The organism is Streptomyces lydicus, assembly GCF_004125265.1.
Lineage (GTDB): Bacteria > Actinomycetota > Actinomycetes > Streptomycetales > Streptomycetaceae > Streptomyces > Streptomyces lydicus_C.
The window spans coordinates 894,035-917,383 of the sequence record NZ_RDTE01000003.1 but is presented as its reverse complement, the minus strand read 5'-3'; the positions used below and the strand labels follow the sequence as shown (position 1 = coordinate 917,383).

At 72.7% G+C, this 23,349-nt stretch carries 17 protein-coding genes and 1 pseudogene; 7 read left to right on the top strand and 11 right to left on the bottom strand.

What is annotated here, in order from left to right; genetic code table 11:
• Positions 1-119 precede the first annotated feature (119 nt).
• A complete protein-coding gene (locus D9V36_RS06795; protein WP_129292972.1) occupies positions 120-989 on the bottom strand; it encodes a TetR/AcrR family transcriptional regulator in 870 nt (289 codons plus the stop codon).
• A gap of 207 nt (positions 990-1,196) precedes the next feature.
• Here D9V36_RS06795 and D9V36_RS06790 point away from each other — a divergent pair, with 207 nt between their 5' ends.
• The 4 genes from D9V36_RS06790 (at position 1,197) to D9V36_RS06775 (ending at position 7,351) form a co-directional block, all read left to right on the top strand.
• Entirely contained in the window at positions 1,197-3,260 is a 2,064-nt protein-coding gene (locus D9V36_RS06790; RefSeq protein ID WP_129292971.1) for a SpoIIE family protein phosphatase, read from the top strand.
• Positions 3,261-3,353: 93 nt separating this feature from the next.
• Positions 3,354-4,751 carry a glutamine synthetase family protein gene (locus tag D9V36_RS06785; protein ID WP_129298237.1) on the top strand — a complete coding sequence of 466 codons (1,398 nt, stop codon included), beginning with the start codon at positions 3,354-3,356 and terminating at the stop codon, positions 4,749-4,751.
• Positions 4,745-5,887 carry an amidohydrolase family protein gene (locus tag D9V36_RS06780; RefSeq protein ID WP_129298238.1) on the top strand — a complete coding sequence of 381 codons (1,143 nt, stop codon included), beginning with the start codon at positions 4,745-4,747 and terminating at the stop codon, positions 5,885-5,887. The genes D9V36_RS06785 and D9V36_RS06780 overlap by 7 nt, the downstream gene beginning before the upstream one ends.
• 192 nt (positions 5,888-6,079) lie before the next feature.
• On the top strand, positions 6,080-7,351 hold the full coding sequence (locus D9V36_RS06775; protein WP_241720738.1) for an MFS transporter: 1,272 nt from the start codon (positions 6,080-6,082) through the stop codon (positions 7,349-7,351).
• Positions 7,352-7,530: 179 nt separating this feature from the next.
• On the opposite strand, the gene D9V36_RS06770 is transcribed toward D9V36_RS06775, so the two are convergent.
• Positions 7,531-8,361 carry a hypothetical protein gene (locus D9V36_RS06770; protein WP_129292970.1) on the bottom strand — a complete coding sequence of 277 codons (831 nt, stop codon included), beginning with the start codon at positions 8,359-8,361 and terminating at the stop codon, positions 7,531-7,533.
• Between the two features lie 108 nt (positions 8,362-8,469).
• Between D9V36_RS06770 and D9V36_RS42830 the strand changes: the two are divergent.
• Positions 8,470-8,619, top strand: a pseudogene (locus tag D9V36_RS42830) (transposase); the annotation flags it as partial.
• Between the two features lie 69 nt (positions 8,620-8,688).
• On the opposite strand, the gene D9V36_RS06760 reads toward D9V36_RS42830, so the two are convergent.
• From D9V36_RS06760 to D9V36_RS06750, 3 genes are read right to left on the bottom strand one after another with little or no spacing between them, the layout of a single operon-like run.
• On the bottom strand, positions 8,689-9,768 hold the full coding sequence (locus tag D9V36_RS06760; protein WP_129292969.1) for a 3-keto-5-aminohexanoate cleavage protein: 1,080 nt from the start codon (positions 9,766-9,768) through the stop codon (positions 8,689-8,691).
• 41 nt (positions 9,769-9,809) lie between these two features.
• Positions 9,810-10,229 carry a carboxymuconolactone decarboxylase family protein gene (locus D9V36_RS06755; RefSeq protein ID WP_129292968.1) on the bottom strand — a complete coding sequence of 140 codons (420 nt, stop codon included), beginning with the start codon at positions 10,227-10,229 and terminating at the stop codon, positions 9,810-9,812.
• Positions 10,226-11,626 (bottom strand): MFS transporter, encoded by a 1,401-nt coding sequence (locus D9V36_RS06750; RefSeq protein ID WP_164992897.1) that lies wholly within the window; start codon positions 11,624-11,626, stop codon positions 10,226-10,228. Before D9V36_RS06750 ends, D9V36_RS06755 begins: the two co-directional genes overlap by 4 nt.
• Positions 11,627-11,795: 169 nt before the next feature.
• On the opposite strand from D9V36_RS06750, the gene D9V36_RS06745 reads away from it, so the two are divergent.
• Positions 11,796-12,830 carry an AraC family transcriptional regulator gene (locus D9V36_RS06745; RefSeq protein WP_129292966.1) on the top strand — a complete coding sequence of 345 codons (1,035 nt, stop codon included), beginning with the start codon at positions 11,796-11,798 and terminating at the stop codon, positions 12,828-12,830.
• A gap of 23 nt (positions 12,831-12,853) precedes the next feature.
• On the opposite strand, the gene D9V36_RS06740 is transcribed toward D9V36_RS06745, so the two are convergent.
• Complete coding sequence (locus tag D9V36_RS06740) at positions 12,854-13,576, bottom strand: L,D-transpeptidase family protein (RefSeq protein WP_431357745.1); 723 nt, start codon at positions 13,574-13,576, stop codon at positions 12,854-12,856.
• Between the two features lie 698 nt (positions 13,577-14,274).
• On the opposite strand from D9V36_RS06740, the gene D9V36_RS06730 reads away from it, so the two are divergent.
• Positions 14,275-15,672 (top strand): NADP-dependent succinic semialdehyde dehydrogenase, encoded by a 1,398-nt coding sequence (locus D9V36_RS06730; RefSeq protein ID WP_129292964.1) that lies wholly within the window; start codon positions 14,275-14,277, stop codon positions 15,670-15,672.
• Positions 15,673-15,991: 319 nt separating this feature from the next.
• Here the strand turns inward: D9V36_RS06730 and D9V36_RS06725 are convergent, their stop codons facing one another.
• From D9V36_RS06725 to D9V36_RS06705, 5 genes are all read right to left on the bottom strand, one after another.
• On the bottom strand, positions 15,992-18,136 hold the full coding sequence (locus tag D9V36_RS06725) for a SpoIIE family protein phosphatase (protein WP_129292963.1): 2,145 nt from the start codon (positions 18,134-18,136) through the stop codon (positions 15,992-15,994).
• Positions 18,137-18,638: 502 nt separating this feature from the next.
• Positions 18,639-19,859: a metallophosphoesterase gene (locus D9V36_RS06720; RefSeq protein ID WP_129292962.1), complete on the bottom strand. Its 1,221-nt coding sequence runs from the start codon at positions 19,857-19,859 to the stop codon at positions 18,639-18,641.
• A 249-nt stretch (positions 19,860-20,108) separates the two neighbouring features.
• Positions 20,109-20,615 carry a DUF1990 family protein gene (locus D9V36_RS06715; RefSeq protein ID WP_129292961.1) on the bottom strand — a complete coding sequence of 169 codons (507 nt, stop codon included), beginning with the start codon at positions 20,613-20,615 and terminating at the stop codon, positions 20,109-20,111.
• Positions 20,616-20,738: 123 nt separating this feature from the next.
• Complete coding sequence (locus D9V36_RS06710) at positions 20,739-21,512, bottom strand: crotonase/enoyl-CoA hydratase family protein (protein ID WP_129292960.1); 774 nt, start codon at positions 21,510-21,512, stop codon at positions 20,739-20,741.
• Positions 21,512-23,182: an acyl-CoA dehydrogenase family protein gene (locus tag D9V36_RS06705; protein ID WP_129292959.1), complete on the bottom strand. Its 1,671-nt coding sequence runs from the start codon at positions 23,180-23,182 to the stop codon at positions 21,512-21,514. The genes D9V36_RS06710 and D9V36_RS06705 overlap by 1 nt, the downstream gene beginning before the upstream one ends.
• Positions 23,183-23,349: the final 167 nt, after the last annotated feature.

The following is a 23,349-nucleotide window of genomic DNA, read 5'->3' as shown; positions in this document are numbered from 1 at the left end:
GGGTTCCCTTCGGTGGGTGTCGTGCCTCGTGTCGTGCCTCGGGTTCGGTCCAGGGGGGCGGCTGGGAGCGCCAGGGTTCGGTCCGGTGAGTGGCGGGGCGCGGCGGGGGAGGGGCGCCCTCAGCCGACGGGGGCGGCGGTGAGTTCGCTGTCGACGAAGGCGAGCAGCGCGGCGTGCATCGTGTCGGGTCCGGTGCTGTCCGGCGCGGTGGCGAGCACCTGGGTGGCCAGGCCGTCGATCAGGGCGGTCAGCCGTAGCGCGGCGAACTCCGGATCGACGGCGCGGAAGACGCCCTGGCCGACGCCGCGGCGTACGACCTCGGCGACGGTGGTGCGCCACTGCCGGTAGTAGTGCTCGTGCAGCCGCCCCACGGCCGTGGAGCGGGCGGCCTCGGCCCACAGATCCAGCCAGACCAGCCACTGCCGGCGCTGCTGCTCGGTGCGCGGTGTCTGCAGCGCGATCAGATGCAGCAGCTCGCCGCGGGCGTCGGGGGCCGCGGCCAGGCCCGCGGCGCGGCGTTCGGTGTCCTCGTCCATGCACCAGCGAGCGGCCGCTTCCAGGAGTTCGTCGCGGCCGGGGAAGTGGTAGTGCACCGCCGCCGGGCTGGTACCGCAGGCGGCGGCGATATCGGCGACCCGTACGCCGTGGAAGCCGTGCTCGGCGATCAGCCGGACGGTTTCCCGCACGATCTGCAGCGGCCGGCCGCCTTCGGGCACGGCCGCCGGCGCGCGGTCCTGCGGTGCCGAGGGCCGCTCGGGGGCGCCGAGCAGCCAGCCCGTGTCCACCTCGCCGATGTCGGCGATACGGACGATCTCGGCCAATGTGAAACGCCGGGTGCCCCCCAGTGACCTGGACAGTTTCGACGGGTCCATCACGATCCGGCGGGCGAATTCGCGGTGGCTGCAGCCGAGCCGGGCGATCACGTCACGGACACGGTCCGTGATATCGCCGCCCTCGTCGGTGATCCGGGTTCCGGGGGCGTCCTCCATGGCCAGGGACCGTAACAGCGCGTTGAGAACATCGCAATGGTCGGGGGGTGGGGAAGTGGCGATAGTCCCTGATTCCCAGCGGTCCATAGGAAGGTGCCCGCGGGGAACCTGATGAGCGAATCAGTTTCGCGCGCGGCCCGGTCGGGAGAAGGGCGAGCGAAACGCCCGGACCCGCCGCAATCCGGGTGAATGTGACAAAGTGACGGCATGGCTGACCGGGGAGCGAAGCGGCCCACCGTGTCGGTGCCGGACGACTGGCCCGCCCACCCGGACCTGACCCTGGCCCTCAACGGCATGGGCGGCTTCGACTGGGACCTCGACAGCGGGCTGATGCACCTGGACGCGCCCGCGCTCGAGGTGTTCGACATGCTGCCGGAGGAGTACGACGACCGTCCGGCCACGCTCGGCTGTCGCGTCCCGGCCCATGAGGCGGCCCGCCTGGACGCCTCGGTCGCCCGGGCGCTCAAGGACGGCAGCGACTCCTACGGCGCCTACTTCCGGGTCCGGCTGCGCGACGGCGCGCTGCGCTGGACCCACAGCCAGGGCAGCATCCGCCGGGACAGCACCGGCAGGCCGCGACGCATTATCGGAGTGGTCCGCGACGCCAGCCACGAATACACCCATGCGGCCGAGCGGCTCGCCGTCGACGAGGAGCGCCGCCGGCACACCAGCGTCGTCGAGCGCACCACCGCCGCCCTGGCACACGCCAGAACGGTCGGCGAAGTGATCGCCGTGCTCGCCGACGAGCAGGGGCTGAGCCGGCTGGGTGCCGAGAACGTGATCCTCGGTCTGGTGGAGGCGGGGCGCATCCGGCTGGTTTCCGAGGGCAGGGCGGGCAGCTTTGTGCCCGATCTCGAATACACCCGGGTGGGGGACGAATTCCCGATGAGCGAGGTGGTCCGCACCCTCACCCCGCGCTATGTGGGCAGCCGTGCGGAATTCCGGCGCAACTACCCACGGCTGTGGCCGGCCGTCGAACCGCTCAACGTCCACTCGGCGGCCTACCTGCCGCTGATCGCACAGGGCCGCCCGATCGGTGTGATCGGCCTCTTCTTCGAGCGGGAGAGCGACTTCCGCGACCAGGAGCGCAACGTCCTGGTGGCGCTCGGCAGCAGCATCGCGCAGAGCCTGGCCCGCGCCATGCTCTACGACCAGGAGCACGACCTCGCCGCCGGCCTCCAGCAGGCCATGCTGCCGCGCCGGATCCCCGGCGTCCCCGGTGCGCAGATCGCCGTCCGCTACCGCTCCGCCCGGATGGGCGGGGACATCGGCGGCGACTGGTACGACGTGATTCCGCTGCCCGACGGCCGGGTCGCCGCCGTCATCGGCGACGTCCAGGGCCACGACACCCAGGCCGCCGCGCTCATGGGCCAGCTGCGGATCGTGCTGCGCGCCTACGCCTCCGAAGGGCACGCCCCGGCCACCGTCATGGCCCGCGCCTCCGCCTTCCTCAACGAACTCGACACCGACCGCTTCGCGACCTGCACCTACGTCGACGCGGATCTGAGCACCGGCGCGGCCCGGATCGTCCGGGCCGGCCATATCGACCCGCTGCTGCGGCACGCCGAAGGGATCTGCCGCAGGCTGCCGGTGGCCGGCGGGCTGCCGCTCGGCATCGCCTCCGAATTCCGGCGGCTCGACTACCCGGTCACCACCGTCCTGCTCGCCCCCGGCGACACCCTGCTGCTGTGCACCGACGGCATCGTCGAACAGCCCGGCACCGATATCGACGACGGGATGCGCCACCTGGCCCGCGAGGTCCGCCAGGGCCCCCAGGACGTCCAGCAACTCGCCGACCGGCTCTGCGAGTCGGCGGACGAGCGGACCGGCGAGGACGATATGGCGCTGCTTCTGCTGCGCCGCCTCGGCGCCCCCGAACACGACATCGTCGGTCGGTTCCGCCAGCACATCGCGCCCGCCGACCCCGAAGGCCTGTCCGCCGCCCGGCACATGATCCGGGCCGCGGTACGCGCCTGGGGCGCGGCGGAGCGCGCCGAGGAGATCGAGCTGGTCGCCGACGAGCTGATCACCAATGCGCTGCTGCACACCGACGGCGAGGCCGTGGTCAACATCCGTATGCCGCACAGCGTCGGGCGACTGCTGCGGCTGGAGGTCGAGGACCACTCCAGCAGCCTGCCGCGGCGCCGCGAGCCGGGGGAGGCCGGTGTCTCAGGCCGCGGGCTGCTGCTCGTGGACCGCCTGGCCGATGTCTGGGGTGTGGAACCGCGCGGCAGCGGAAAGTGCGTATGGTGCGAGTTCAACTGCTCCTGACCGGGAAGGCGTCGCACCGCACCGGGCAGGACACGAAGGGCACACAGCGTGAACGGGCGCCGAGGCATCGGCACGGTCAGTGAGGACGGCTCTATGGGATCGCGGGCTGCACAACAGCGTCAGGAAGCCCGCCAGTTGGCGGCACGTCTCTCCGCGGAAGGCGTCCGGAACGTGGCGCTGACCTGGGTGGACAACGCGGGTATCGCCCGCGTCAAGACCGTGCCGGCCGAACGGCTCGCGGCCGCGGCGGAGCGCGGAGTCGGGATGTCGCCCGTCTTCGACGTGTTCACCTCCGACGACGCCATCACCGCCTCCGACCACCTCGGCGGACCCGACGGCGACCTGCGGCTCTTCCCCGACCTCGACCGGGTCACCACGCTCGCCGCACAGCCCGGCTGGGCCTGGGCGCCGGCCGACCGCTACGACCAGCTCGGGCTGCCGCACCCTGCCTGCCAGCGGCAGTTCGCCCGGCGGATGACGGAGCGCGCGGCCACCGCCGGCCTGGAGCTGCGGATGGGCTTCGAAACCGAGTGGGTGGTCGCCCGCGCCCCCGCCGGGCACCAGGCCGCCACCGGCGCGGACGAAGTGCTCGACTACCCCTGCGCGGGCCCCGCGTACGGCATGACCCGGGTCGTCGAACTCTCCGACTACCTCCGCGATGTCACCGAGGCGCTGAGCGTCCAGGGCATCGACGTCCTCCAGCTCCACCCCGAGTACGCCCCCGGCCAGTTCGAGGTCACCACCGCCCCCGGCGACCCGGTCCGCGCCGCCGACGATGTGGTGCTGGTCCGCGAGACCATCCGCGCCGTCTCCGTCCGGCACGGACTGCGCGCCTCCTTCGCCCCGTCGGTCGTCGCCGGAGCGGTCGGCAACGGCTGCCACCTCCACCTCGGCCTGTACCGCGACGGCACCAGCCTGCACCGCAGCCCCGACGCCCCGTGGGGCCTGGCGCCGGACGCGGCGGCCTTCCTCGGCGGCGTCCTCGGCGCCCTGCCCGCCCTGCTCGCCGTCGGCTGCCCCTCACCCGCCAGCTATCTGCGGCTGCAGCCCTCCCAATGGGCGGGCGTCTACCAGTGCTGGGGCGTGGAGAACCGGGAAGCGGCGCTGCGCCTGATCACCGGCGCCCCCGACGACCCGGACGGCGGCCACGCCGAGATCAAGACATTCGACGCCGCCGCCAACCCGTACCTCGCGGTCGGCGCGGTCATCGCCGCCGGACTGCACGGCATCGAGTCCGGGGACCGGCTGCCGGAACCGCAGACCGGGGACCCGGGCGTGCTCGGCGTCCGCGAGCGCGCCCGGCGGGGCATCGTCCGGCTGCCCGCCACCGTCACCGAGGCGGCCGACCGGCTGGAGAAGTCGGCCCCGCTGTTCGAGGCGATGGGCGAGGTGCTGCACGGCGCGGTGCTTGCCGTCCGGCGCGCGGAGGAGGCCCACTTCGCCGGGAGCGAGGACGACGAGATCGCCGCCGCCACCCGCTGGCGCTGGTGAGGCCCGCGGACGCGGTGGGAAGCGTCCCCGGCGACGGCCTGCCGCCGCTGGTGGACCACCACTGCCACGGAGTGCTCCGGCACGCCCCGGACCCCGAGGCGTTCGCCGCCTTTCTCACCGAGTCGGACCGGCCGCCCGCCGCGGGCACCACCTTCTTCGACACCCAGGCCGGTTTCGCGGTACGCCGCTGGTGCCCGCCGCTGCTCGACCTGCCGGCGCACTGCCCGCCCGACCGCTACCTGGCCCGCCGCGCCGAACTGGGCCCGGACGAGACCCGCCGCCGTCTGCTGCGCGCCACCGGCATCGGCGCCTACCTCCTGGACACCGGGCTGCCCGGCGACCTGACGGGACCGGCGGAGACCGCCGGGGACGGCGGCGGCGCCGGCTTCGAGGTCGTACGGCTGGAGACGCTGGCCGAGCGGACCGCGGCCGGCGCCCGCGGCGCGGAGGAGTTCACCGACACCCTCGCCCGTGCGGTCCGGGACGCCGCGGGCACCGCCGTCGCCTTCAAGTCCGTCGCCGCCTACCGCCACGGCCTCGCCCTGGACCCCGCGCCGCCCGCCCCGGGCGCGGTGCACACCGCCGCCCGCTCCTGGCTGGCCGCGGGCGCGCCCCGGCTCACCGACCCGGTCCTGCTGCGCCATCTCGTCCAGCTGGCCGTCGCCACCGGCCGCCCCCTCCAGCTGCACACCGGCTTCGGCGACCCCGACCTCCGGCTCGACCACGCCGACCCGGCGCTGCTGACCGACCTGGCGCGGTCCACCGCCGACACCGGCACGGACCTCGTGCTGCTGCACTGCTACCCGTACCACCGCCAAGCCGCCTACCTGGCTGCCGTGTTCCCGCACGTGTACGCCGACATCGGGCTGACGCTCACCCACACCGGCCCGCGCGCCGCCGCCGTACTGGCCGAGTTCCTGGAGCTCGTGCCCTTCGGCAAACTGCTCTTCTCCACCGACGCCTACGGCCTGCCGGAGCTGTATGTCGTCGGCAGCGCACTCTTCCGGACCGCGCTGGCGACCGTCCTCGGCGACTGGACGGCCTCCGGGGCGTGGTCCGAGGAGGACGCCCGGCGGGTCGGCGCGCTGATCGCCGCGGACAACGCCCGCAGGGTGTACGGGCTTCCGGAGGGCTGACCGGGCCGGGGCGGGGCGGCGGATGCGTCCGTCACGGCGGAACGAGCCCGCCACGGCGTCACGGCAGAGCGAGCCCGCCACGGCCGTACGCACCGAGCGTCCCGAACACCGGCCGGGTAAGGGGCGATCCGCCCGGGCGCCACTTCCGCCCCGCCGCCCACCGGGCCCCCACCACGTGCTTTACTGCGCCGCGTGGCCCCTACAACGACTCCCGGAAAAAGCGAAATACCCCTGCGCTCCCGGATATTCGCCGATCTCACCCCGCTGCGCCTCTCCCCGGACTACCGCCGCCTGTGGTGCGGCAACACCATCTCCTGGATGGGCCAGCAGATGACCGCGCTCGCGGTCTCCCTGCAGGTCTACACCCTCACCCACTCCACCTTCGCGGTCGGCCTGGTGGGTCTGTGCTCCCTGGTCCCCCTGGTCGTCTTCGGGCTGTACGGCGGCGCCATCGCCGATACCGTCGACCGCCGCAAACTGGGCCTCTACAGCGCCGCGGGCGCCACCGCGATGTCCCTCATCCTGGCCACCGCCGCCCTGGCCGGATACCACCGGGTCTGGCTGCTCTACACCGTCGTCGCCTTCCAGGCCGTCTGCTTCGCGATGAACTCACCGGCCCGCTCGTCGATGATCCCGCGCCTGCTGCCCGCCGAACAGCTGCCGGCCGCCAATGCCCTCAACTCCCTGACCAGCAACCTCGGCCTGATGGGCGGGCCGATGCTGGGCGGCGTCATCGTCGGCCTGTGGGGTTACCAGGCCGCCTATCTGATCGATGTCGTGGCCTTCAGCGGCTCGCTGTACGCGATGTGGCGGCTGCCGTCCATGCGGCCCGAGGGGGAGGGGCCGCGGCGCCGGGCCTCCGTACTGGACGGCCTGCGCTTTCTCGCCACCCGGCCGAATCTGCGGATGACGTTCTTCTCGGACCTGGCCGCGATGGTGCTCGCCCAGCCGCGCGCCCTGTTTCCCGCGGTCGCGGTGCTCTGGTTCGGCGGGGACGCCAAGACCGTCGGCCTGCTGGTCGCCGCGCCCGCGGTGGGCGCCGTACTGGGCGGGCTGTTCTCCGGCTGGCTCGGCGGGATCCGCCGGCACGGCCTGGCCATCCTGATCGCGGTGGCCGCCTGGGGCGCGGCCATCGCCTCCTTCGGCCTCTCCCGGCAGCTGTGGCTCGGCCTGTTCTTCCTGGCCGTGGCCGGTTGTGCGGACACCGTCTCGATGGTGTTCCGCAGCACCATGCTGCAGGCGGCGACGCCGGACGCGATGCGCGGCCGCCTCCAGGGCGTCTTCATCGTCGTGGTCGCCGGCGGGCCGCGGCTGGGCGACTTCCTCGCCGGATCCACGGCCGATCTGACCTCCCCGGCCACCGCGGTGATCGGCGGCGGCCTGGCCTGTGTCCTGGTGGTGACCGGCCTGGGCCTCGGCCGCCGCGCCTTCGCCCGCTACGACGCGCGGGATCCGCAGCCTTAGGCGTGTTTTGGATGTGCTGGTCACAGCCACTCGTTGATGGCCGCGACGGTGAGTGCGGCCTCTTGGCGGACTGCGAGTTCGTCGAATCTGGCAGTTAGCGGCCCGGTTGCACTTGAGGCGGTTGATGCCGCACTCGCCTCCGTGCCACGGGTGGTGTATCGGCGGGTTTGTTGCCGAGCTCATGAAGGGGTGAGCGGAAGCTCGTAGTCCATGGTGCGTGCGGTGATGCGCAGTCCGGCCAGCGGCAGTGCTTGGCGTACCGCGGCGTCGTCGAATTCCCAGACGGTCAGTTCGGTGACCTCGGGGTGGTCGCGCCGCAGGCGTGTGACGAGTTCCGCGATGAGCGCGGCGAGCGCGCGCGGCTCGGCGTTCTCGTGGCGGATCGACTCCCCGGCGTTGATGTGGGCCGCGTGCCCGTCGATGACGGCCGAGACTTCTGCGTCCGCCGTCGCCAGCGTGAGGTGCGCGGGCAGTTGGTGGACTTGCACATCGGGCAGCCCAGCAGGGGGCTGCCATGTGGCCGGCTCGGTGCTCCAGCAACGGGCGTATTCGCCGTGTCCGTGCGCGTTCAGCGCGGTCGCCGCCCGGCCGTCGGGCCCGGTGTCCCGGCCGACCCACCGCAGGGTGCGGTAGCCGGCGGCGCGGGCCTCGTCCGCGGCCCGGCGGTACAGGCCCGTGACCATCGCGAACTCCTCGGCGGTCGGCGGGAGCAGGTCGTAGTAGCCGGTTGTGAGACGGCGGACCTCGCGTGGCACGTACATTGCCTGCACTCGCGCAACCCGCTCGTGGTCCGGGTCCTCGTATACCCATGCCCAACCCAGCAGCGCTCCGTCGCGGCGGGCGGCGACCGCGCCGATGGTACGGGGCCGGCCCTGGCCGCCTGTTGGCTCGGGCTCGGGCTCCTCGTCCGCCGTGTAGGCGGGCTGGCCGGCCGCCGCGTGCATTTCTCCGATCACGTGCTCGTCCGCATCCTGCCGGCCGTCCCACTCAAAGAACAGTTCGGAGTTCATGCCCGAAGGGTACGACTGCACGACCGACGGACCGCGAGACCGCTGCAGCCGAGCCGGCCACCTTCGTCACAGCTCCGTGCCTGACTGCCGCATCCCCCGAAGCCGATCATGGTTTGCGATCCTTTTCCTATGGGCCGTAGCGATTTGACGGATGCTCAATGGACGCTTTGGGAACCGTTGTTGCCGGTCCTGAAGAAGCCGGGGACGCCGCCGAAGTGGACGAAACGCCGGCTCATCGACGGGATACGGTGGCGCACGCGGGCCGGGGTGGACAAGGCGCCGGGCCGCGTCCCGCGGGGAAGCGCGGGAGCGGCCCGGCCGTCGGTGTCAGACGAGCGTGTCGGCCGGCGAGGGAGCCGGGTGCCGCAGCGGGACGCCGCGCTGGCCGGGGCGGCGGTTGGGCGGCAGGCCCAGGTGGTCCAGCGTCTCGTCGGCGCCGTTCCAGTACTCGCCGATCCGGTAGAGGCTCCTGGCCTCCTGCGGGGTGGCGATGTCCCGGCCGAGTTCGTCGGCGAGGCGGACGATCTGCTCGACCTGCTGCACCGAGGTGAAGCGTTCCTTGCGCGGGGACCAGAGGTTGTCCTCGATGCCGACGCGGACCTGCAGGCCCAGCGCGAGGGCGATGGCGTTCATCGGGAGCGTGGAGCGCATGATGCTCTCGATCGTGAGCACGGCGCCGTCGGGGGCACGGCGGGCGAACTCGACCAGGTCGGCCGGGTGGAAGGCGGAGGCACCGCCGCCGATGGCCACGTAGTTGAGGTTGACCGGGCCGGTGTAGACGCCGGCCCGGATCAGCCGCTCGACGGTTTCCAGCTGCGGCAGATTGACGAGCATGAAGTGCGGCTGGATGCCGCCTGCTGTCAGCCGCTTGAGGTGCTCCAGGTAGAACTCGGGGCCCGCCTCGCTCACCAGGTCGCGGTACGCCGTGTGAAGCAGGGGGTTCTGCAGGGACGTGCCGGCGATGTCCTCCTGCTTCAGCAGCTCGACCACGTTCATCTGGACGGTGTTGACCGCGATGGTGACCTGGTCCGGCTTCGGGTCGAGCTCGGCGAGCATGTGGCGGGTGTCCCAGTCCAGCCACTTCGCCGCCTCGCCCTCCTTCTCGGGGGCGAACGAGATGGAGCCACCGACCTGCAGGATCATCTCCGGCACGGCCTCCCGCAGCCGCGCGATCAGCTCGTTGAACATCGACAGCCGCTTCGAGCCCCGGCCGTCGAGTTCGCGTACGTGGATGTGGAGGAGCTGCGCGCCGGCGTTGTAGCAGTCCACGGCCTTCTGGACCTGCTCGTCCATGGTCACCGGGATGTCGTCGCTGTCGCCCGGCAGCCACTCGGGCCCGTAGGGGGCGACCTGGATGACCAGCTTCTCCTGGTTCTCGGGCAGCAGCGAGTCGTCGAGGAAGTGCATGTCGTGCCTCCGTGTGAGAGTGAACGGGATGGTGAGGAAGGTCAGTTGGCGTCGTCGGGGCGTTCCTCGCGTGCGGCGAGCTCTTCCACCAGGAGCGGCACGCCGATGTTGCAGGCGTGGACGCCCACCAGCGTGGTCAGTTGGAGGACCGTCAGAATCTCCTCGGGGGTCGCGCCGAGATCCAGCGCGCCGCGGATGTGACGCTGTACGCCGGGTGCGTACATGTGCGTGGCCGAGGCGTCCACGGCGATGCAGAGCAGTTCGATGACCTTCGGCTCCAGCACGCCGCTCGTCCAGGGCCGCATGGCCGTGGCCATGAACTGCTCGGTCCAGGCCGGGTCCATCTCCCGCAGACCGTCCCAGAGCGGATTCCAGGCACCCTGGGCCCGCATCCGGTCCACGACCGGGGTCGGCGGACGCTCCTGCGCGGGAGCGGGCGTGGATGGGTCGGGCATGGTCATGTGCTCAACTCCCTCTCGTGGGTGCCCGGAGCAACCGGCTCCGGGCCGCCGCCGGACACGGCGGCGAAGTCCTTCTCGTAGCTGCGCGAGCCGATCCGGAACGCGGCGGCCGCGGCGAGGCAGAACAGCGGCATCACCGCGAGTGCCGTTTGCAGACCGAAGGCGTCCGACAGCAGACCGGTGAGGAGCGGCCCGACGGCCAGCCCGAACAGGTTCTGCACCAGCGTCGCCATCCCGACCGCCGTGGCCCGCACGCTCGGGTGGACCACGTCGATCACGGCGGCCGGTGCGGTGCCGAGCGCCGCGGCCACCGGAAGCCCCGCGACCACGATCAGCGCGTACTGCCCACCGCCCGGCCCGAGCACGCCGAAGGCCGTGAACAGCAGCCCCCAGGCGCCTGCGGCGAGCACCGCCGGGACCATCAGCCTGCGCCGCGGGCGTCCGGCCGCGCACCGGTCGGCGAGGTGGCCGAAGACGATCGCGCCGACGAATCCCGCGAGGATGAACAGCGCCGCCCGCATACCCGCCTGCGCGGAGGACAGGCCGTAGGCGCGGCCGAGGTAGCTCGGCAGCCAGGTGTAGAAGGTGGACAGCACCACCAGGTTGAGGGCACCGCCGAGGTAGCACCACACGGCCGTCCGTGAGCGGAACAGTTCGCGCACCGTGGCCGCCAGAGCCGGTCGCCCGGACCGGGTTTGATCTCCCGTCAGCCCCTCGCCCGCGCCGGAGTCCGCGGTGCCCGCTCCGTCCGCGCGGGACACGGCGGGGGCGCGGTAGTCGCGTACCTTCAGGAAGGCCAGCGCCAGCAGCAGCCCCGGCACGCCGAACGCGCCGAGCGTCACCCGCCAGCCGAGGTTCCCGGCCATCACACCGCCGAGCACCACCCCGAGCACCGAGCCCAGCGGCCCTGCCGCCTGGAAGACGCTCAGCACGGTCGCCCGCAGGCGTTGCGGGAAGTAGCCGGAGAGCAGCGCCGCCCCCGCCGGGCCGTAGCCCGCCTCGCCCACGCCCAGCAGCGACCGGGCCGCGAAGAGCTGCGCGTAGTTCCCGGAGACCGCGCATGCCAGTGCGGCCAGGCTCCATGCACTGCCCATCGCGGCGATCGTCCGTACCCGGCCCCAGCGGTCGGCCAGCCGCGCGGCCGGGAGCGCGAAGACGGCGATGGCGACCGACACGGTGGTGACCAGGGCCCCCAGGGCGGTGTCGGACAGTCCCCAGGACTTCTTCAGGTAGGGGAACGTCGACACCACGATCTGCCGGTCGATGTAGTCGGTCATCGCCAGTGCGACGACCGCCAGCGCCACGCACCGGGCATAGCGCCGCGACACCAGATGCGCGACGGAGCCCGAAGCGTCCAACACCAGCGGTGGTGCACCGTTCCCCGGCCAGCCCCTCATGCCCACCTCCCGGTTCGCGCCCTGTGTCGCAGCGAGTGACGGAAGACTAGGTCGGCGAAAGCCCCGGCGCTTTGCCTCACGTGGCACAATGCTTGACAGTTTGTGGCACCGCCCGCACTGCCCGCACTGCCCGTGGGCCCTCGGGCGTCGACCGGGAGGCACACCGGACGTGAAGCTCCTCATCCGCAACGCCGTGCTCACCGGCTACGTCGAGTTGGTGCGCTCGCTGGGCGGTGACCTCTCGGCGCTGCTCGCTTCGGTGGGTCTGGACGCCTCCGATCTGGCCGTCCCGAACACCTGGATCCCGGTGGCCGCCGCCGTGGACCTGATCGAGCTCTCGGCCGCCGCAACCGACCACGACGACTTCGGTCTACGGCTCGCGGAGAGCCGCAGGCTCTCGGTCCTGGGACCGGTCAGCCTCGTCGCCCGCGAGGAGCCCGATGTCCGCAGCGCGCTCGGAATGATCATGCGACACCAGCATCTGCACAACGAGGCGCTGCACAGCCGGATCACCGAGACCAATGGCCTGGCCACGATCGAACTCGGCCTCGACCTGCCCACCCCGCGCCGGCGCCAGGCCACCGAGCTACTGGTCGGCGCCATCCACCGCTATCTGCACAACCTCGTCGGCAGCAGTTGGCGACCGGTCTCCGTGCTGTTCGCCCATGACGCACCGGCGGACGCGACCACCCACCACCGTGTCCTGGGCCCCGCGGTCCGGTTCGGCCAGAACCTCAACGGCATCGTCGTGTACGCAAGCGACCTCGACGCCCCGAACCAGCTCTCCGACCCGCTGCTGCGCCCCTACGCCCGCCAGTACCTCGAGGCGATCGCGGCGCCCCGTCCCGCGGCCGACGTGGACCGGGTCCGCGAACTGATCGAAGCCCTGCTCCCCACCGGCCGCTGCTCTCTCCAGCAGGTCGCCCACGGCCTCGGCGTCGACCGCAAGACCATCCACCGACACCTCGCACGGTCCGGTGAGACGTTCTCCTCGTTGCTGAACTCCCTGCGCGCACAGCTCGCCCAGCAGTACGTCGGCAGCCATGCCCGCCCCCTCACCCAGGTCGCCGCCCTGCTGGGCTTCTCCGCGCTCAGCACCTTCTCCCGCTGGTTCCGCGAGGAGTTCGGGACCAGCCCGACGGCCTGGCGAGCTGCCGCAGCCGGCCGGGAACGGTCGCGGGGGCAGCCGGATACGAGGGGGTAGCCGGACACGACCTGCATCCGTCGTCAGTAACGGGTGACGGCGGTCGGCCCGTACGCCGTGCCGAGGGCGATGTGCGGGTGTGCGGACGGCCGGATCCAGGACAGGATCCGTGCCATGGCCCCGGCCGGTACCGAGACACAGCCGGCCGTGGCGCCTTTCCCGTTGACATGGAGGAAGATCCCTGCGCCGCGGCCGTGCACCGGACGGTGGTAGTTGAAGCCGATCACCAGGGCCCGGGCGTACTGCGTGGAATAGTCCGCCAGTCGTTCGGACTCACCCGCCGCGCAGTCCGGCGGCAGCGGCGCCACCCAGCGGTTGTAGGAGGCGGAGGCGTTGTCCTCGCACCACCAGGAGTCCGCGCCGGCCCGGCGGTACGGCACGGCGGTGCCGGGCGGCGGCGGGGCGGTCCCGAAGGCGAACGGCAGGTCGTACAGCCCGGTCGGGGTGGTGGAGGTGCCCTGTACCCGGGTACGGCCCTCGGTCAGCCCGCCGGCTCCGAAGCGGGCCGGCGCCCAACCCACCTGCCGCCAGCGGCCGCTGTGCCGCCACCACCGCACGGTCCCGGTGGTGGCGCGCGCCGTGGGCGCACGAGCGGTGATCAGCTGCTCGCCGCCGCCGGTGTCGGCCATACGGGCGGGCAGGGGGACGCGGTGGGCTGCGAGGGGCGGGTGGTGGACGGGAGCGGCGGTGGCCGCGGCAGCCACCGGGGCGGCCGGCGCGAGCAGCGCCAGGGCGACCGCGGACAGCGACGCGGCGGCCCGGCCCCGGGCCGTGGCGCGCACCGTCCGCTCGATCCGCCCCCTCCGCACCGCCTGCTCCCTTAGGACCGCCCGAGCCGTCCGCCCCCTCCACACCCTCCGCACCGCCCCGGCCGTCCGCCCGGCCGCGGCCGTGCTCCCGCCCGTCACCCGGCGCGGCATCCTCGTACGCATCATGGGCATGACCGCAATCTAGAGCGCGACCGGCCCGCCCGGCGCCGCCCGATCAGGTCACATCCGCTGCCCCCGGATCAGGTCACATACGCCGCCCCCGGGCCGTGCGCAACCCGTCCGCGGCAATCCGCCGTGCGCGGGGGCCATGGACGGGCGAAACTCGGGTACGGGGGCTCATGTGCCACTAGCCGTCTCAGTCTGGAGGCCCACCGTGCAGCGGCAACCGCATACGCGCAGTGAGCGCACGCTCGACCGCGATCCGCAGCCCACGCCCCCGGATCCGGGAGGCCCGCCGCCCGTCCCGGACCCGCTTCCCGGCCCACCGAGCCCGCCTGGGCAACCGGATCCCATTCCGCCGGAGCCGTCGCCGATACCCCGTCCGCCCGGACCCGATCCCGATCCGGTCCCGGAACCGTCCCCGCAGCCGTCGCCGCTCTCCTAGGAGAGCAGCCCGGACCCGTCGCCCTCCACGAGGGCACCCCGCTCCCGCACCCACCAAGGAGGTGCTGATCATGGCCATCGCCACGGTCAACCCGGCCACCGGCGAGACCCTGAAGACCTTCGACGCCCTCAACGGGGGTGAGATCGAAGATCACCTGGTCCGGGCGGAGCAGGCCTTCCAGGAGCACCGCACCACCAGCTTTGGCTACCGCAGGGAGCGGATGCTCGCGGCCGCCGACCTGCTCGATGCCGACCAGGACGGCATCGCCCGCACCATGACCACCGAGATGGGCAAACCGCTGGCCCAGGCGCGCGCGGAGGCGGCGAAGTGCGCCAAGACCATGCGCTGGTACGCCCACCACGCCGAGGCGCTGCTCGCCGACGAGCACCCCGATCCGGCCGATGTCAGCGACTCCGGCGCGATCCGTGCCGTGGTGCGCTACCGCCCCCTCGGCCCCGTCCTCGCGGTGATGCCCTGGAACTTCCCGCTCTGGCAGGTCGTACGGTTCGCCGCGCCCGCCCTGATGGCGGGCAACACCGGGCTGCTCAAGCACGCCTCGAACGTGCCGCAGACCGCGCTCTACCTGGAGGAGCTGTTCCGCCGCGCCGGTTTCCCCGAGGGCTGTTTCCAGACCCTGCTGGTCGGGTCCGGCGCGGTGGAGGACATCCTGCGTGACCCGAGGGTGGTCGCCGCCACGCTGACCGGCAGCGAGCCGGCCGGCCGCGCGGTGGCGTCCATCGCCGGTGACGAGGTCAAGAAGACCGTCCTCGAACTCGGCGGCAGCGACCCCTTCCTCGTCCTGCCCTCCGCCGACCTCGACAAGGCGGTCCGAGTCGCGGTCACCGCCCGCGTCCAGAACAACGGACAGTCGTGTATCGCGGCCAAACGGTTCCTGGTGCACCAGGACGTCTACGACGCCTTCGCCGAGCGGTTCACCGCCCGCATGGCCGCGCTGACCGTCGGCGACCCGATGGACGAGCACACCGACGTCGGACCGCTCTCCAGCGAACAGGGCCGCTCCGACCTGGAGGAGCTGGTCGACGACGCGGTCCACCAGGGCGCCACCGCACTGTGCGGCGGGCGGCGGCCGCCCGAGCACAGCGCCGGCTGGTTCTACGAGCCGACGGTGCTGTCCCGCATCACCGAGGGGATGCGCATCCACCACGAGGAGGCGTTCGGCCCGGTCGCCACGCTCTACCGCGTCGCCGACCTCGACGAGGCGGTGCGCCTGGCCAACGACACCCCGTTCGGCCTCAGTTCCAACGCCTGGACCCGGGACCCCGCGGAACAGCAGCGCCTCGCCCGCGATCTCGAGGCCGGCGGCGTCTTCTTCAACGGGATGACCGCCTCTCATCCGGGCCTTCCCTTCGGCGGGGCCAAGCGCTCCGGCTACGGGCGGGAGCTGTCCGGGCACGGCATCCGGGAGTTCTGCAATATGACGACGCTGTGGTACGGGCCGGAGGAATGAGCCGGTACCGGAGAACTGAGCCGGCGTCGGGATCCGAGTCCGGAACCGAGCCGGCGCCGCACACCTGAACCGGTGGCAGAAGACCGGGCCAGGTGGCGGAAACGGACGCCCCGGGAGGGCGCATGCGCCGGAGCGGTTTGCGTCACGGACGTGAAGGTGTACGTTCCGGTCAGGTCGAGTCGGCCAACGGCCAGGTTGGTCGGCTCGGCCACTGCCGGGCCCGGAGCAGAAGCCCATTCCCCTGACCCGGCAGCCCAGTTGGCGGCCCGTCACCCTCAGCCTCACCTTCACCGTCAGCACGCTGCGTCGGACCCGGTGTTCACCACACCGTCTCCTGGCCGTCCGGTACCGCGAACTCACACCACAGCGCCTTGCCCGCGCCACGCGGTTCGGCGCCCCATTCGTCCGCCAGCGCCTCGACCAGCATCAGCCCGCGCCCGGAGGTGGCGGTCTCGCCGGGGCTGCGCCGCCGCGGCCACCGGCTGGAACGGTCCTCGACCTCCAGCCGGATCCGGCGCGGGGCGCCCGGCAGCAGTTCCATGGAGACCAGGGCGCCGCTCTCGGTGTGGGTCAGCGCGTTGGCGATCAGCTCGGAGGCGGCGACCTCGATGTTGTGCATGACGGCGCCCGCCCGCCACTGGTCCAGCGTGCGGCGCAGCGCGGAGCGGACCTCGGCGGTGCCCGACGGGTCGGCCTGATGGACGTGCAGGCGCAGTCGTGGGGTGGTGACGCCGCCGGAACCCGGCAGCCGGTGCAGGAGCAGGAGGGCCATATCGTCCTCCGAGCCGGGGTCGGCCCACAGATGGTCCGAGAGCCGGTCGGCAAGCGCCTCCAGGTCCGTGGGCCCGGTGCGGACCGCCGCGGACAGTGCGTCGATACCGCGGGAGATGTCCTGGCCGGGCTGTTCGACCAGGCCGTCGGTGCACAGCAGCAGCGTCGACCCGGGCTCCAGGAACAGCTGGGTCTCCGGGAAGTGGTCGTGCCCGAAGACCGTGGCCAGACCGAGCGGCAGCCCGCCGCGGACCTCGGGCCAGTCGATGTGCCGGGAGCTGTTGCTGATCAGCGGGCCGAGGTGGCCGGCCCGGGCGAGGTGCAGCGCTCCCGATTCCATATCGGCCTGGATATACGTGCAGGTCGCGAACCGCTCGGTGTCCAGCTCCGCCAGGAACCGGGACGCCCGTACCAGCACGGTCTCCGGTGAGTGCCCCTCGCTGGCGTAGGCCCGCAGGGCGATGCGCAGCTGGCCCATCACCGCGGCCGCATGGGTGTCATGGCCCTGTACGTCGCCCACCACCAGCCCGGTCCGCCCCTGGGGCAGTGCGATCACGTCGTACCAGTCCCCGCCGATGTCCCGCCCGACGCTCGCCGGGTGGTAGCGGACGGTGACCGCGCCGCCCTCGATGGGCGGGAGCCGCCGCGGCAGCATCGTCGCCTGCAGCCCCGTCGCGAACTCCCGCTCCTGGTCGAAGAGGGTCGCCCGCTGCACCGACTGCGCGACGACACCGGCCAGCGCCAGTGCCAGGTTCCTGGCCTCCGGCGACTGCACCGTCGGCTCGGAGTTGAACAGCCCCAGCGCCCCGATGACGGCGTTCTGCGCGACCAGCGGCAAAAACGCGGCGCTGCCCGCCGGGAGCACCCCGGTGTAGGGGCGCAGCCGCGGGAAGCGGGCGATCAGCTCGCCGCGGGTGCCGAGGAAGATGGGGCGCCGCGAGCGCGCCGCGTCGGCCAGCGGCAGGGCGTCGTCGAGCCGCGAGGTCATCATGTCGTCGGGCACCTCGCCCTCCAGCCCGGCGGTGGCGATGACCTCGAACCGGTCGTTCGCGACCAGGCCGAGGACCAGGCCGTCCGCGCCGAACCGCCGGGCGCCGCCGGTGCCGGTGAGCACCCGGGTCACGTCATTGACCGACAGCGCACGGGAAAGCGCGGCGGTGGTCTGCTGCACCATCACCGTCTGCCGCTGCCGCTCCTGCTGGAGGGAGCGCAGCAGCGCGGAGTCCGCCAGTTCGCTGGTCGCCTCCCGGACGATGCCGATGACCCGGTACGGCACCCCGTCAGCGGTGTGCAGAATCCGGCCCTGGGAGTGTGTCCAGCGCTGGGTCCCGTCGCGGCACTGGACCCGGAAGTAGGCGCCGTAGGACGAGTGACCGTCCAGCAGGGCCTGGGAAAGCGCCTCGTCCAGCCGGCGGCCCTCGGCCGGCGGCACCCGTGTGACCAGGGACGCCGGCGCGCCGTCGTATTCCTCCGGGCGCAGATCGAAGACGTCCATGGCACCGGGGTCCAGCTCCATGAAGCCGCGGTCCAGGTCCCAGTCGAAGGTGCCCATCCGGTTGAGCGAGAGCCGTTCGCGCAGTCCGATCGGCTCATGGTGCGACACCCCGGGCGCGTCCTCCTCGACGAGGCGCCAGTCCCGGTTGGACCGGGGGTCGTAGCCCTCGTCGAACGGGTGCGGGGGGACGTCGGTCATGGCGCGCCATGCCTGGGGGCCGGGCGGCGCGGAACCTCCACACGCAGGCATCGCAGAACGTCCGCACGCATATGGCGCGGAACCTCCACACGCAGGGGCCGCAGAACCTCCGCACGCGCGCGGCCGCGGCATCGGCACAGCGCGACAGTGGCCGGCGACGCCGGGCCGAGCCTGCCTCGTGCCCACGGTCGCGGGCCGTTGACCGGGGCCGATATCCACCGGAACGCGGCCATGCGCTCACCCTAGGCGCGCGCCGGAAGGCCCGCATGTCCGATGCTCCGGATGCCGTCCAGGGGCAGGGAAGAGGGGTGAACGGGCCGGTGGGGGCCCTGCGCCGGCACCGTTCGGCGGCCGTCCACCGCCGTCCGCGGCGCGTAGTCGCCGTCCGGCCGCCGTCCGCTCTTGTCACGTCCCGCCCGGCCCCGCCCCGTCCGCCCGGTCCCGCCCCGTCCGGTGAGCCGTCCCGGGCGCGCGTCACCCCACCCCGGGACGGCCCCCGCTCTCAGGCGTGTGCTGGTGCCGCTGCGACCGGCCGGGTCTGCCGGGCACGGTGCCGCAGAGTGGCCTTCCGCGTCGCCACATCGACCGTGTACGCGTCGATGGTCAGCCGCGCGCCGGACACCTTCAGGACCATGAACCCGTGGTCGGAGAAGTTCTGCCAGGCCGCCGGGTTGTGGAAGTGTGCCGTGCCGTCCTCCGTCTTGGCCGACGCGCCGCACACCACCTGCCGGGTGCCGCCCGTACGGGCCGTGGGCTCCAGGATCTGCAGTGTGTGGTCGTGGCCGGACAGAATCAGATCGGCCCGCCCGCACACCACCTTCTCGTACATGTCCTTCAGGTGGACACCGCTGGTGTAGTTCCCGATCTCGAAACCGTCATAGGAACCGGCGCTGCCGTGCTTGCCGTTGTTGAGGTACGGGTGGTGTCCGAAGACCACCTTCCAGCGGGCCCGCGAGGCGCGCAGCGCACCGTCCAGCCAGCTTCGCTGCTCGCGCATGTACGGCCCGTCCCACCGGTAGTACGGGTCGAGCTGGGCGACGTACGACGACCACGGGATGGTGTCGATCGCGAAGAACTCCACCAGCGGATCGGCGGCCGGCAGCGGCACGCTGTAGTAGCGGCCGGGCATGTACCAGCGCCGTGAGGTGGCGGCATAGGCGACCTCGCGGTCACCGCGCGAGGGGTCGCCGCCGCTGCCGGGGATCAGCCCCGAGCAGTCGTGGTTGCCCAGCACCATCAGCCAGGGCACATCAATGCCGCTGTTCGGCTTCTCGAACTTGTCCTGGAACTCGGAATCGTCATCGGACTCCGGACCGTTCTCGTAAATATTGTCGCCGAGTCCCACCGCGAGGCCGATGCCCTCGCTCTTGCAGATATCCCGCGCGGCGGACGCCACCGCATACTGCGCCTCGTCCCCCGTCCCCGCGTCACCGGTGACCAGAACCGCGAACTCGCCCTTGCCGTTGGGGTGTTCGGGGAACGGAAAGGCGCCGGGGGGCTGGCGGCGGGGCGTGGCGGACGCGGGTGACTGGGCCGGCGACGGCAGCACCGCGAGCGCCGCACCGGCCATCGCGCCGCCCAGCAGGGTCCGCCGGTTCACCCACTGCGGAACGCGCCCCGTCGTACGCACCGGCGTCCCGCCGGCCGTCGTCGCCGAGCCGGTCCCCAGCCACTCCCGCTCGGTCATGTCCGCCTGCGGCGGGATCATTTCGTCTTCACACATGCCTGGTTTTCTTTCACGATCGGCAGAGGTGATGGTGACGAAATGATGAAGCCGAGGTGGACGTATGGCGATCACCACCCCTACCGCTACGCGCCGGTAACAAAGCGTATTCCAGGGGCCATCAGGCGGTGAGCGGATCCTCGAAACGGGCGGTGAGCGGATGCTCGAACAGACGGTGAGAGCGTGCACCCGACCGCTGTGCCCGGGGGATACCCGGACCTCGCCCGGCAGGGCGGGCTCAGCGCACCATCACGGGTTCGCCAGGCGACGCAGCGTCCGGCCCAGGTGGCGCGCGTACCGACGCTGGAACACGGGCACCAGCGGGCCGGCGAGCCGGGTGACCGCCAGGGCGGGCCGGCTGAAGGCGGTCACGGTGAACCACACCGAGCCGTCGGGGCGCAGCTCGGCGACGAACGCCTCCTCGCCGCACTCGGGATGACCCTTCCTCGCCCCGTACCCGAAGCCGATCCGGTCCTCCTCGGCGACCGTCCACACCACGCCGCACGGTGCCCGCAGCCGGAACGGACCGATGCCCAGCGACACCTCGACACCCACCCCCGGCGCGGCCCGCGAGGCCTCGGCCCTGATGCGGGCGCCGGCCGCGCGATGCATCCGGAAGGTGGTGATCGCCTCGCCCGCCGCGGCCAGCACCGCCGGGCCGCGGCCGATCGGCAACTCCTCGTGGAGGTGGTGATAGCCGGACGGCAGCGGAGTGCGCCGAGTGCCGCCCACTTCCGGGTAGTTGAGGTCGGTCATGGAATGCGCTCCTCGGGCGGTCGGGCGGTCGGGGCAGGTTGGCAGGGGAGGTGGCGGTTGTGCGGAGCACCGTAGGCGAGAGACGGTCATGTTCGCAGACCGCAGTGCCCCCCTGACGCCCGTTCAGCCCGCAGGACTCCCGTCCGGCGCCCCGTGCCGCCCCGCTCCCGCGGCGAACCGGGCCGCGCCTTCCATCGATTCGGCCAGCACCGCCTGGCCGTGGCGGAGTTCCGCGGCCAGCGCCGACTGTTCGTCCCGGCCCTCCTGGTCCAGCAGGGAGGCGCGGTCGCTGCGCAGGCACGCCTGTGGGAAGCGGGCGATCTCCGCCGCCAGCAGTTCCGCCTCGGCGCGGGCCGTGCCCGCCGGGACCACACGATGGACGAGGCCGATGTCCAGCGCCTCGGCGGCCGGGACCGGGCGCCCCGTCAGCACCAGGTCCATCGCCCGGCTCGCGCCGATCAGCCGGGGCAGCCGCACCGTGCCGCCGTCGATCAGCGGCACTCCCCAGCGCCGGCAGAACACGCCGAAGACAGCATCCTCCTCGGCCACCCGGAGATCGCACCACAGCGCCAGCTCCAGGCCGCCGGCCACCGCATGGCCGGCCACCGCCGCGATCACCGGCTTGCCGAGCCGCATCCGGGTCGGCCCCATCGGCCCGTCGCCGTCCGGGGCCACCCGGTTGCCGCGCTCGGTGCCGACCGCCTTGAGGTCGGCACCGGAGCAGAACGTCCCGCCCTCGCCCCACAGCACCGCGACCCGTGCACCGTCGTCCTCATCGAACTCCCGGAAGGCGGAAGCGAGTTGGGCGGCCGTCGAGCCGTCCACGGCATTGCGCGACGCGGGCCGGGACAGCACCACGGTCGTCACCGGCCCGGCGCGCTCCACCCGTACGGACATCAGGCCGCGCTCCCGGCCGTCTCCGCGTCCGGTGTGCCCGGCCGGGCGCGCTCCAGGATCGCGGTCAGGTCGGTGCCGGCCGGCAGGGTGCCGAAGGCATTGCCCCACTCCCCGTCGAGCCGCGAGGCGCAGAACGCATCGGCCACCGCCGGGTGGCTGTACCGCACCAGCAGTGACCCCTGCAGCAGCAGCGCCATCCGCTCCGCCAGCGACCGCGCCATCAGCTGCGCCCGCTCCGGATCGGCGAGCCCGCCGAGCATCTTGCGGACCCCGGCCACCGCCGCGTCCAGCCGGCGGTCGGCGCCCGCCGCGGTCTCCACCTCCGCGAAGAACGCGTCCAGCGCGGTCGGCTCCTTGCCCAGCGCCCGCAGCACATCGAGCGCGGCGACGTTCCCCGAGCCCTCCCAGATCGACAGCAGCGGCGCCTCCCGGTAGAGCCGCGGCATGCCGGATTCCTCGACGTAGCCGTTGCCGCCCAGGCACTCCAGTGCCTCCGCCGCATGGGTGCTGCCCCGCTTGCACACCCAGTACTTCCCGGCCGCCAGCGCCAGCCGCCGCAGCGCCGTCTCGGCGGCGTCCCCGGCCTGCGACCGGTCCACCGCGCTCGCCAGCCGCATCCCCAGCACCGTCGCCGCCTCCGACTCCACCGCCAGGTCGGCGAGCACCGAGCGCATCAGCGGCTGCCGGTCCAGCTCCCGTCCGAAGGCCTGCCGGTGCGCGGTGTGGTGCAGCGCCTGCCGCAGCCCCGCCCGCATCCCGGCGGCCGACCCCAGCACACAGTCCAGCCGGGTCATGTTCACCATCTCGACGATGGTCCGCACCCCGCGGCCCGGCTCGCCGACCGGCCAGGCCACCGCCTCGTCGTACTCGATCTCGGAGGACGCGTTGGAGCGGTTGCCCAGCTTGTCCTTGAGCCGCATCAGCCGCATGCCGTTGAGCGTGCCGTCCGGCAGCACCCTCGGGACCAGGAAGCAACTGAGGCCTTCCGCGGTCTGTGCCAGTGCCAGAAAGACATCGCTCATCGGCGCGGAGGTGAACCACTTGTGGCCGGTGAGGCGGTAGGTGCCGTCGGCGGCCGGAACGGCGCGGGTGGTGTTGGCCCGTACGTCGGAGCCGCCCTGCTTCTCCGTCATCGACATGCCCGCGATCAGACCCGACTTGGTCAGCGGCGCCCGCAGCCCGAAGTCGTAACTGCGGGCGGCGAGCAGCGGCTCGTACTGTGCGGCGAGGTCCGGTGCGGCGCGCAGCGCGGGGACGGCGGCGTACGTCATCGAGACCGGGCAGCCGTGCCCCGCCTCGGCCTGCGACCAGACGTAGAACTTCGCGGCGCGCACCAGATGCGCCCCGGGACGGCCGTCGGCCCAGGGCGCGGCGTGCAGACCGTGTTCCACCGCGACGGTCATCAGCTGGTGCCAGGCGGGGTGGAAGGCGACCTCGTCGATGCGGTGCCCGAAGCGGTCGTGGGTGTGCAGCCGGGGCGGCTGCTCCTCCGCCGAGCGGGCCTGCTCCTGCACCTCCGGGGAACCGGCCAGCGCGCCGAGCTCGGTCACTTCCCGGGTGCCCCACTCGGCGCCGTCCCGGACCAGCGCCTCGCTCAGGGCCGGTTCGTCCGCCGCGCTGAACCCGGTCAGCGGCGGGGCCTGATTCACGACTTCATGAGTGATGGTCATACCTTGACGTTACAGAATCTGAACAGCCGAGGGAAGATTGTAAGAGCCGGGAGCCGGGAGCCGGGAGCCGGGAGCCGGGAGCCGGGAGCCGGGAGCCGGGAGCCGGGAGCCGGGAGCCGGGAGCCATAGCGATGCGGCATGCCCGTTGCCATGCGGAGAGGGGTGTG

Bases quoted from the DNA above. Each gene is read 5' to 3' on its own strand.
- D9V36_RS06770 (WP_129292970.1), bottom strand. From the start codon at position 8,361: ATGAACTCCGAACTGTTCTTTGAGTGGGACGGCCGGCAGGATGCGGAC.
- D9V36_RS06715 (WP_129292961.1), bottom strand. From the start codon at position 20,615: ATGACCGACCTCAACTACCCGGAAGTGGGCGGCACTCGGCGCACTCCG.
- D9V36_RS06750 (WP_164992897.1), bottom strand. From the start codon at position 11,626: ATGAGGGGCTGGCCGGGGAACGGTGCACCACCGCTGGTGTTGGACGCT.
- D9V36_RS06755 (WP_129292968.1), bottom strand. From the start codon at position 10,229: ATGACCATGCCCGACCCATCCACGCCCGCTCCCGCGCAGGAGCGTCCG.
- D9V36_RS06785 (WP_129298237.1), top strand. From the start codon at position 3,354: ATGGGATCGCGGGCTGCACAACAGCGTCAGGAAGCCCGCCAGTTGGCG.
- D9V36_RS06725 (WP_129292963.1), bottom strand. From the start codon at position 18,136: ATGACCGACGTCCCCCCGCACCCGTTCGACGAGGGCTACGACCCCCGG.
- D9V36_RS06705 (WP_129292959.1), bottom strand. From the start codon at position 23,182: ATGACCATCACTCATGAAGTCGTGAATCAGGCCCCGCCGCTGACCGGG.
- D9V36_RS06795 (WP_129292972.1), bottom strand. From the start codon at position 989: ATGGAGGACGCCCCCGGAACCCGGATCACCGACGAGGGCGGCGATATC.
- D9V36_RS06730 (WP_129292964.1), top strand. From the start codon at position 14,275: ATGGCCATCGCCACGGTCAACCCGGCCACCGGCGAGACCCTGAAGACC.
- D9V36_RS06760 (WP_129292969.1), bottom strand. From the start codon at position 9,768: ATGCACTTCCTCGACGACTCGCTGCTGCCCGAGAACCAGGAGAAGCTG.
- D9V36_RS06710 (WP_129292960.1), bottom strand. From the start codon at position 21,512: ATGTCCGTACGGGTGGAGCGCGCCGGGCCGGTGACGACCGTGGTGCTG.
- D9V36_RS06720 (WP_129292962.1), bottom strand. From the start codon at position 19,859: ATGTGTGAAGACGAAATGATCCCGCCGCAGGCGGACATGACCGAGCGG.
- D9V36_RS06790 (WP_129292971.1), top strand. From the start codon at position 1,197: ATGGCTGACCGGGGAGCGAAGCGGCCCACCGTGTCGGTGCCGGACGAC.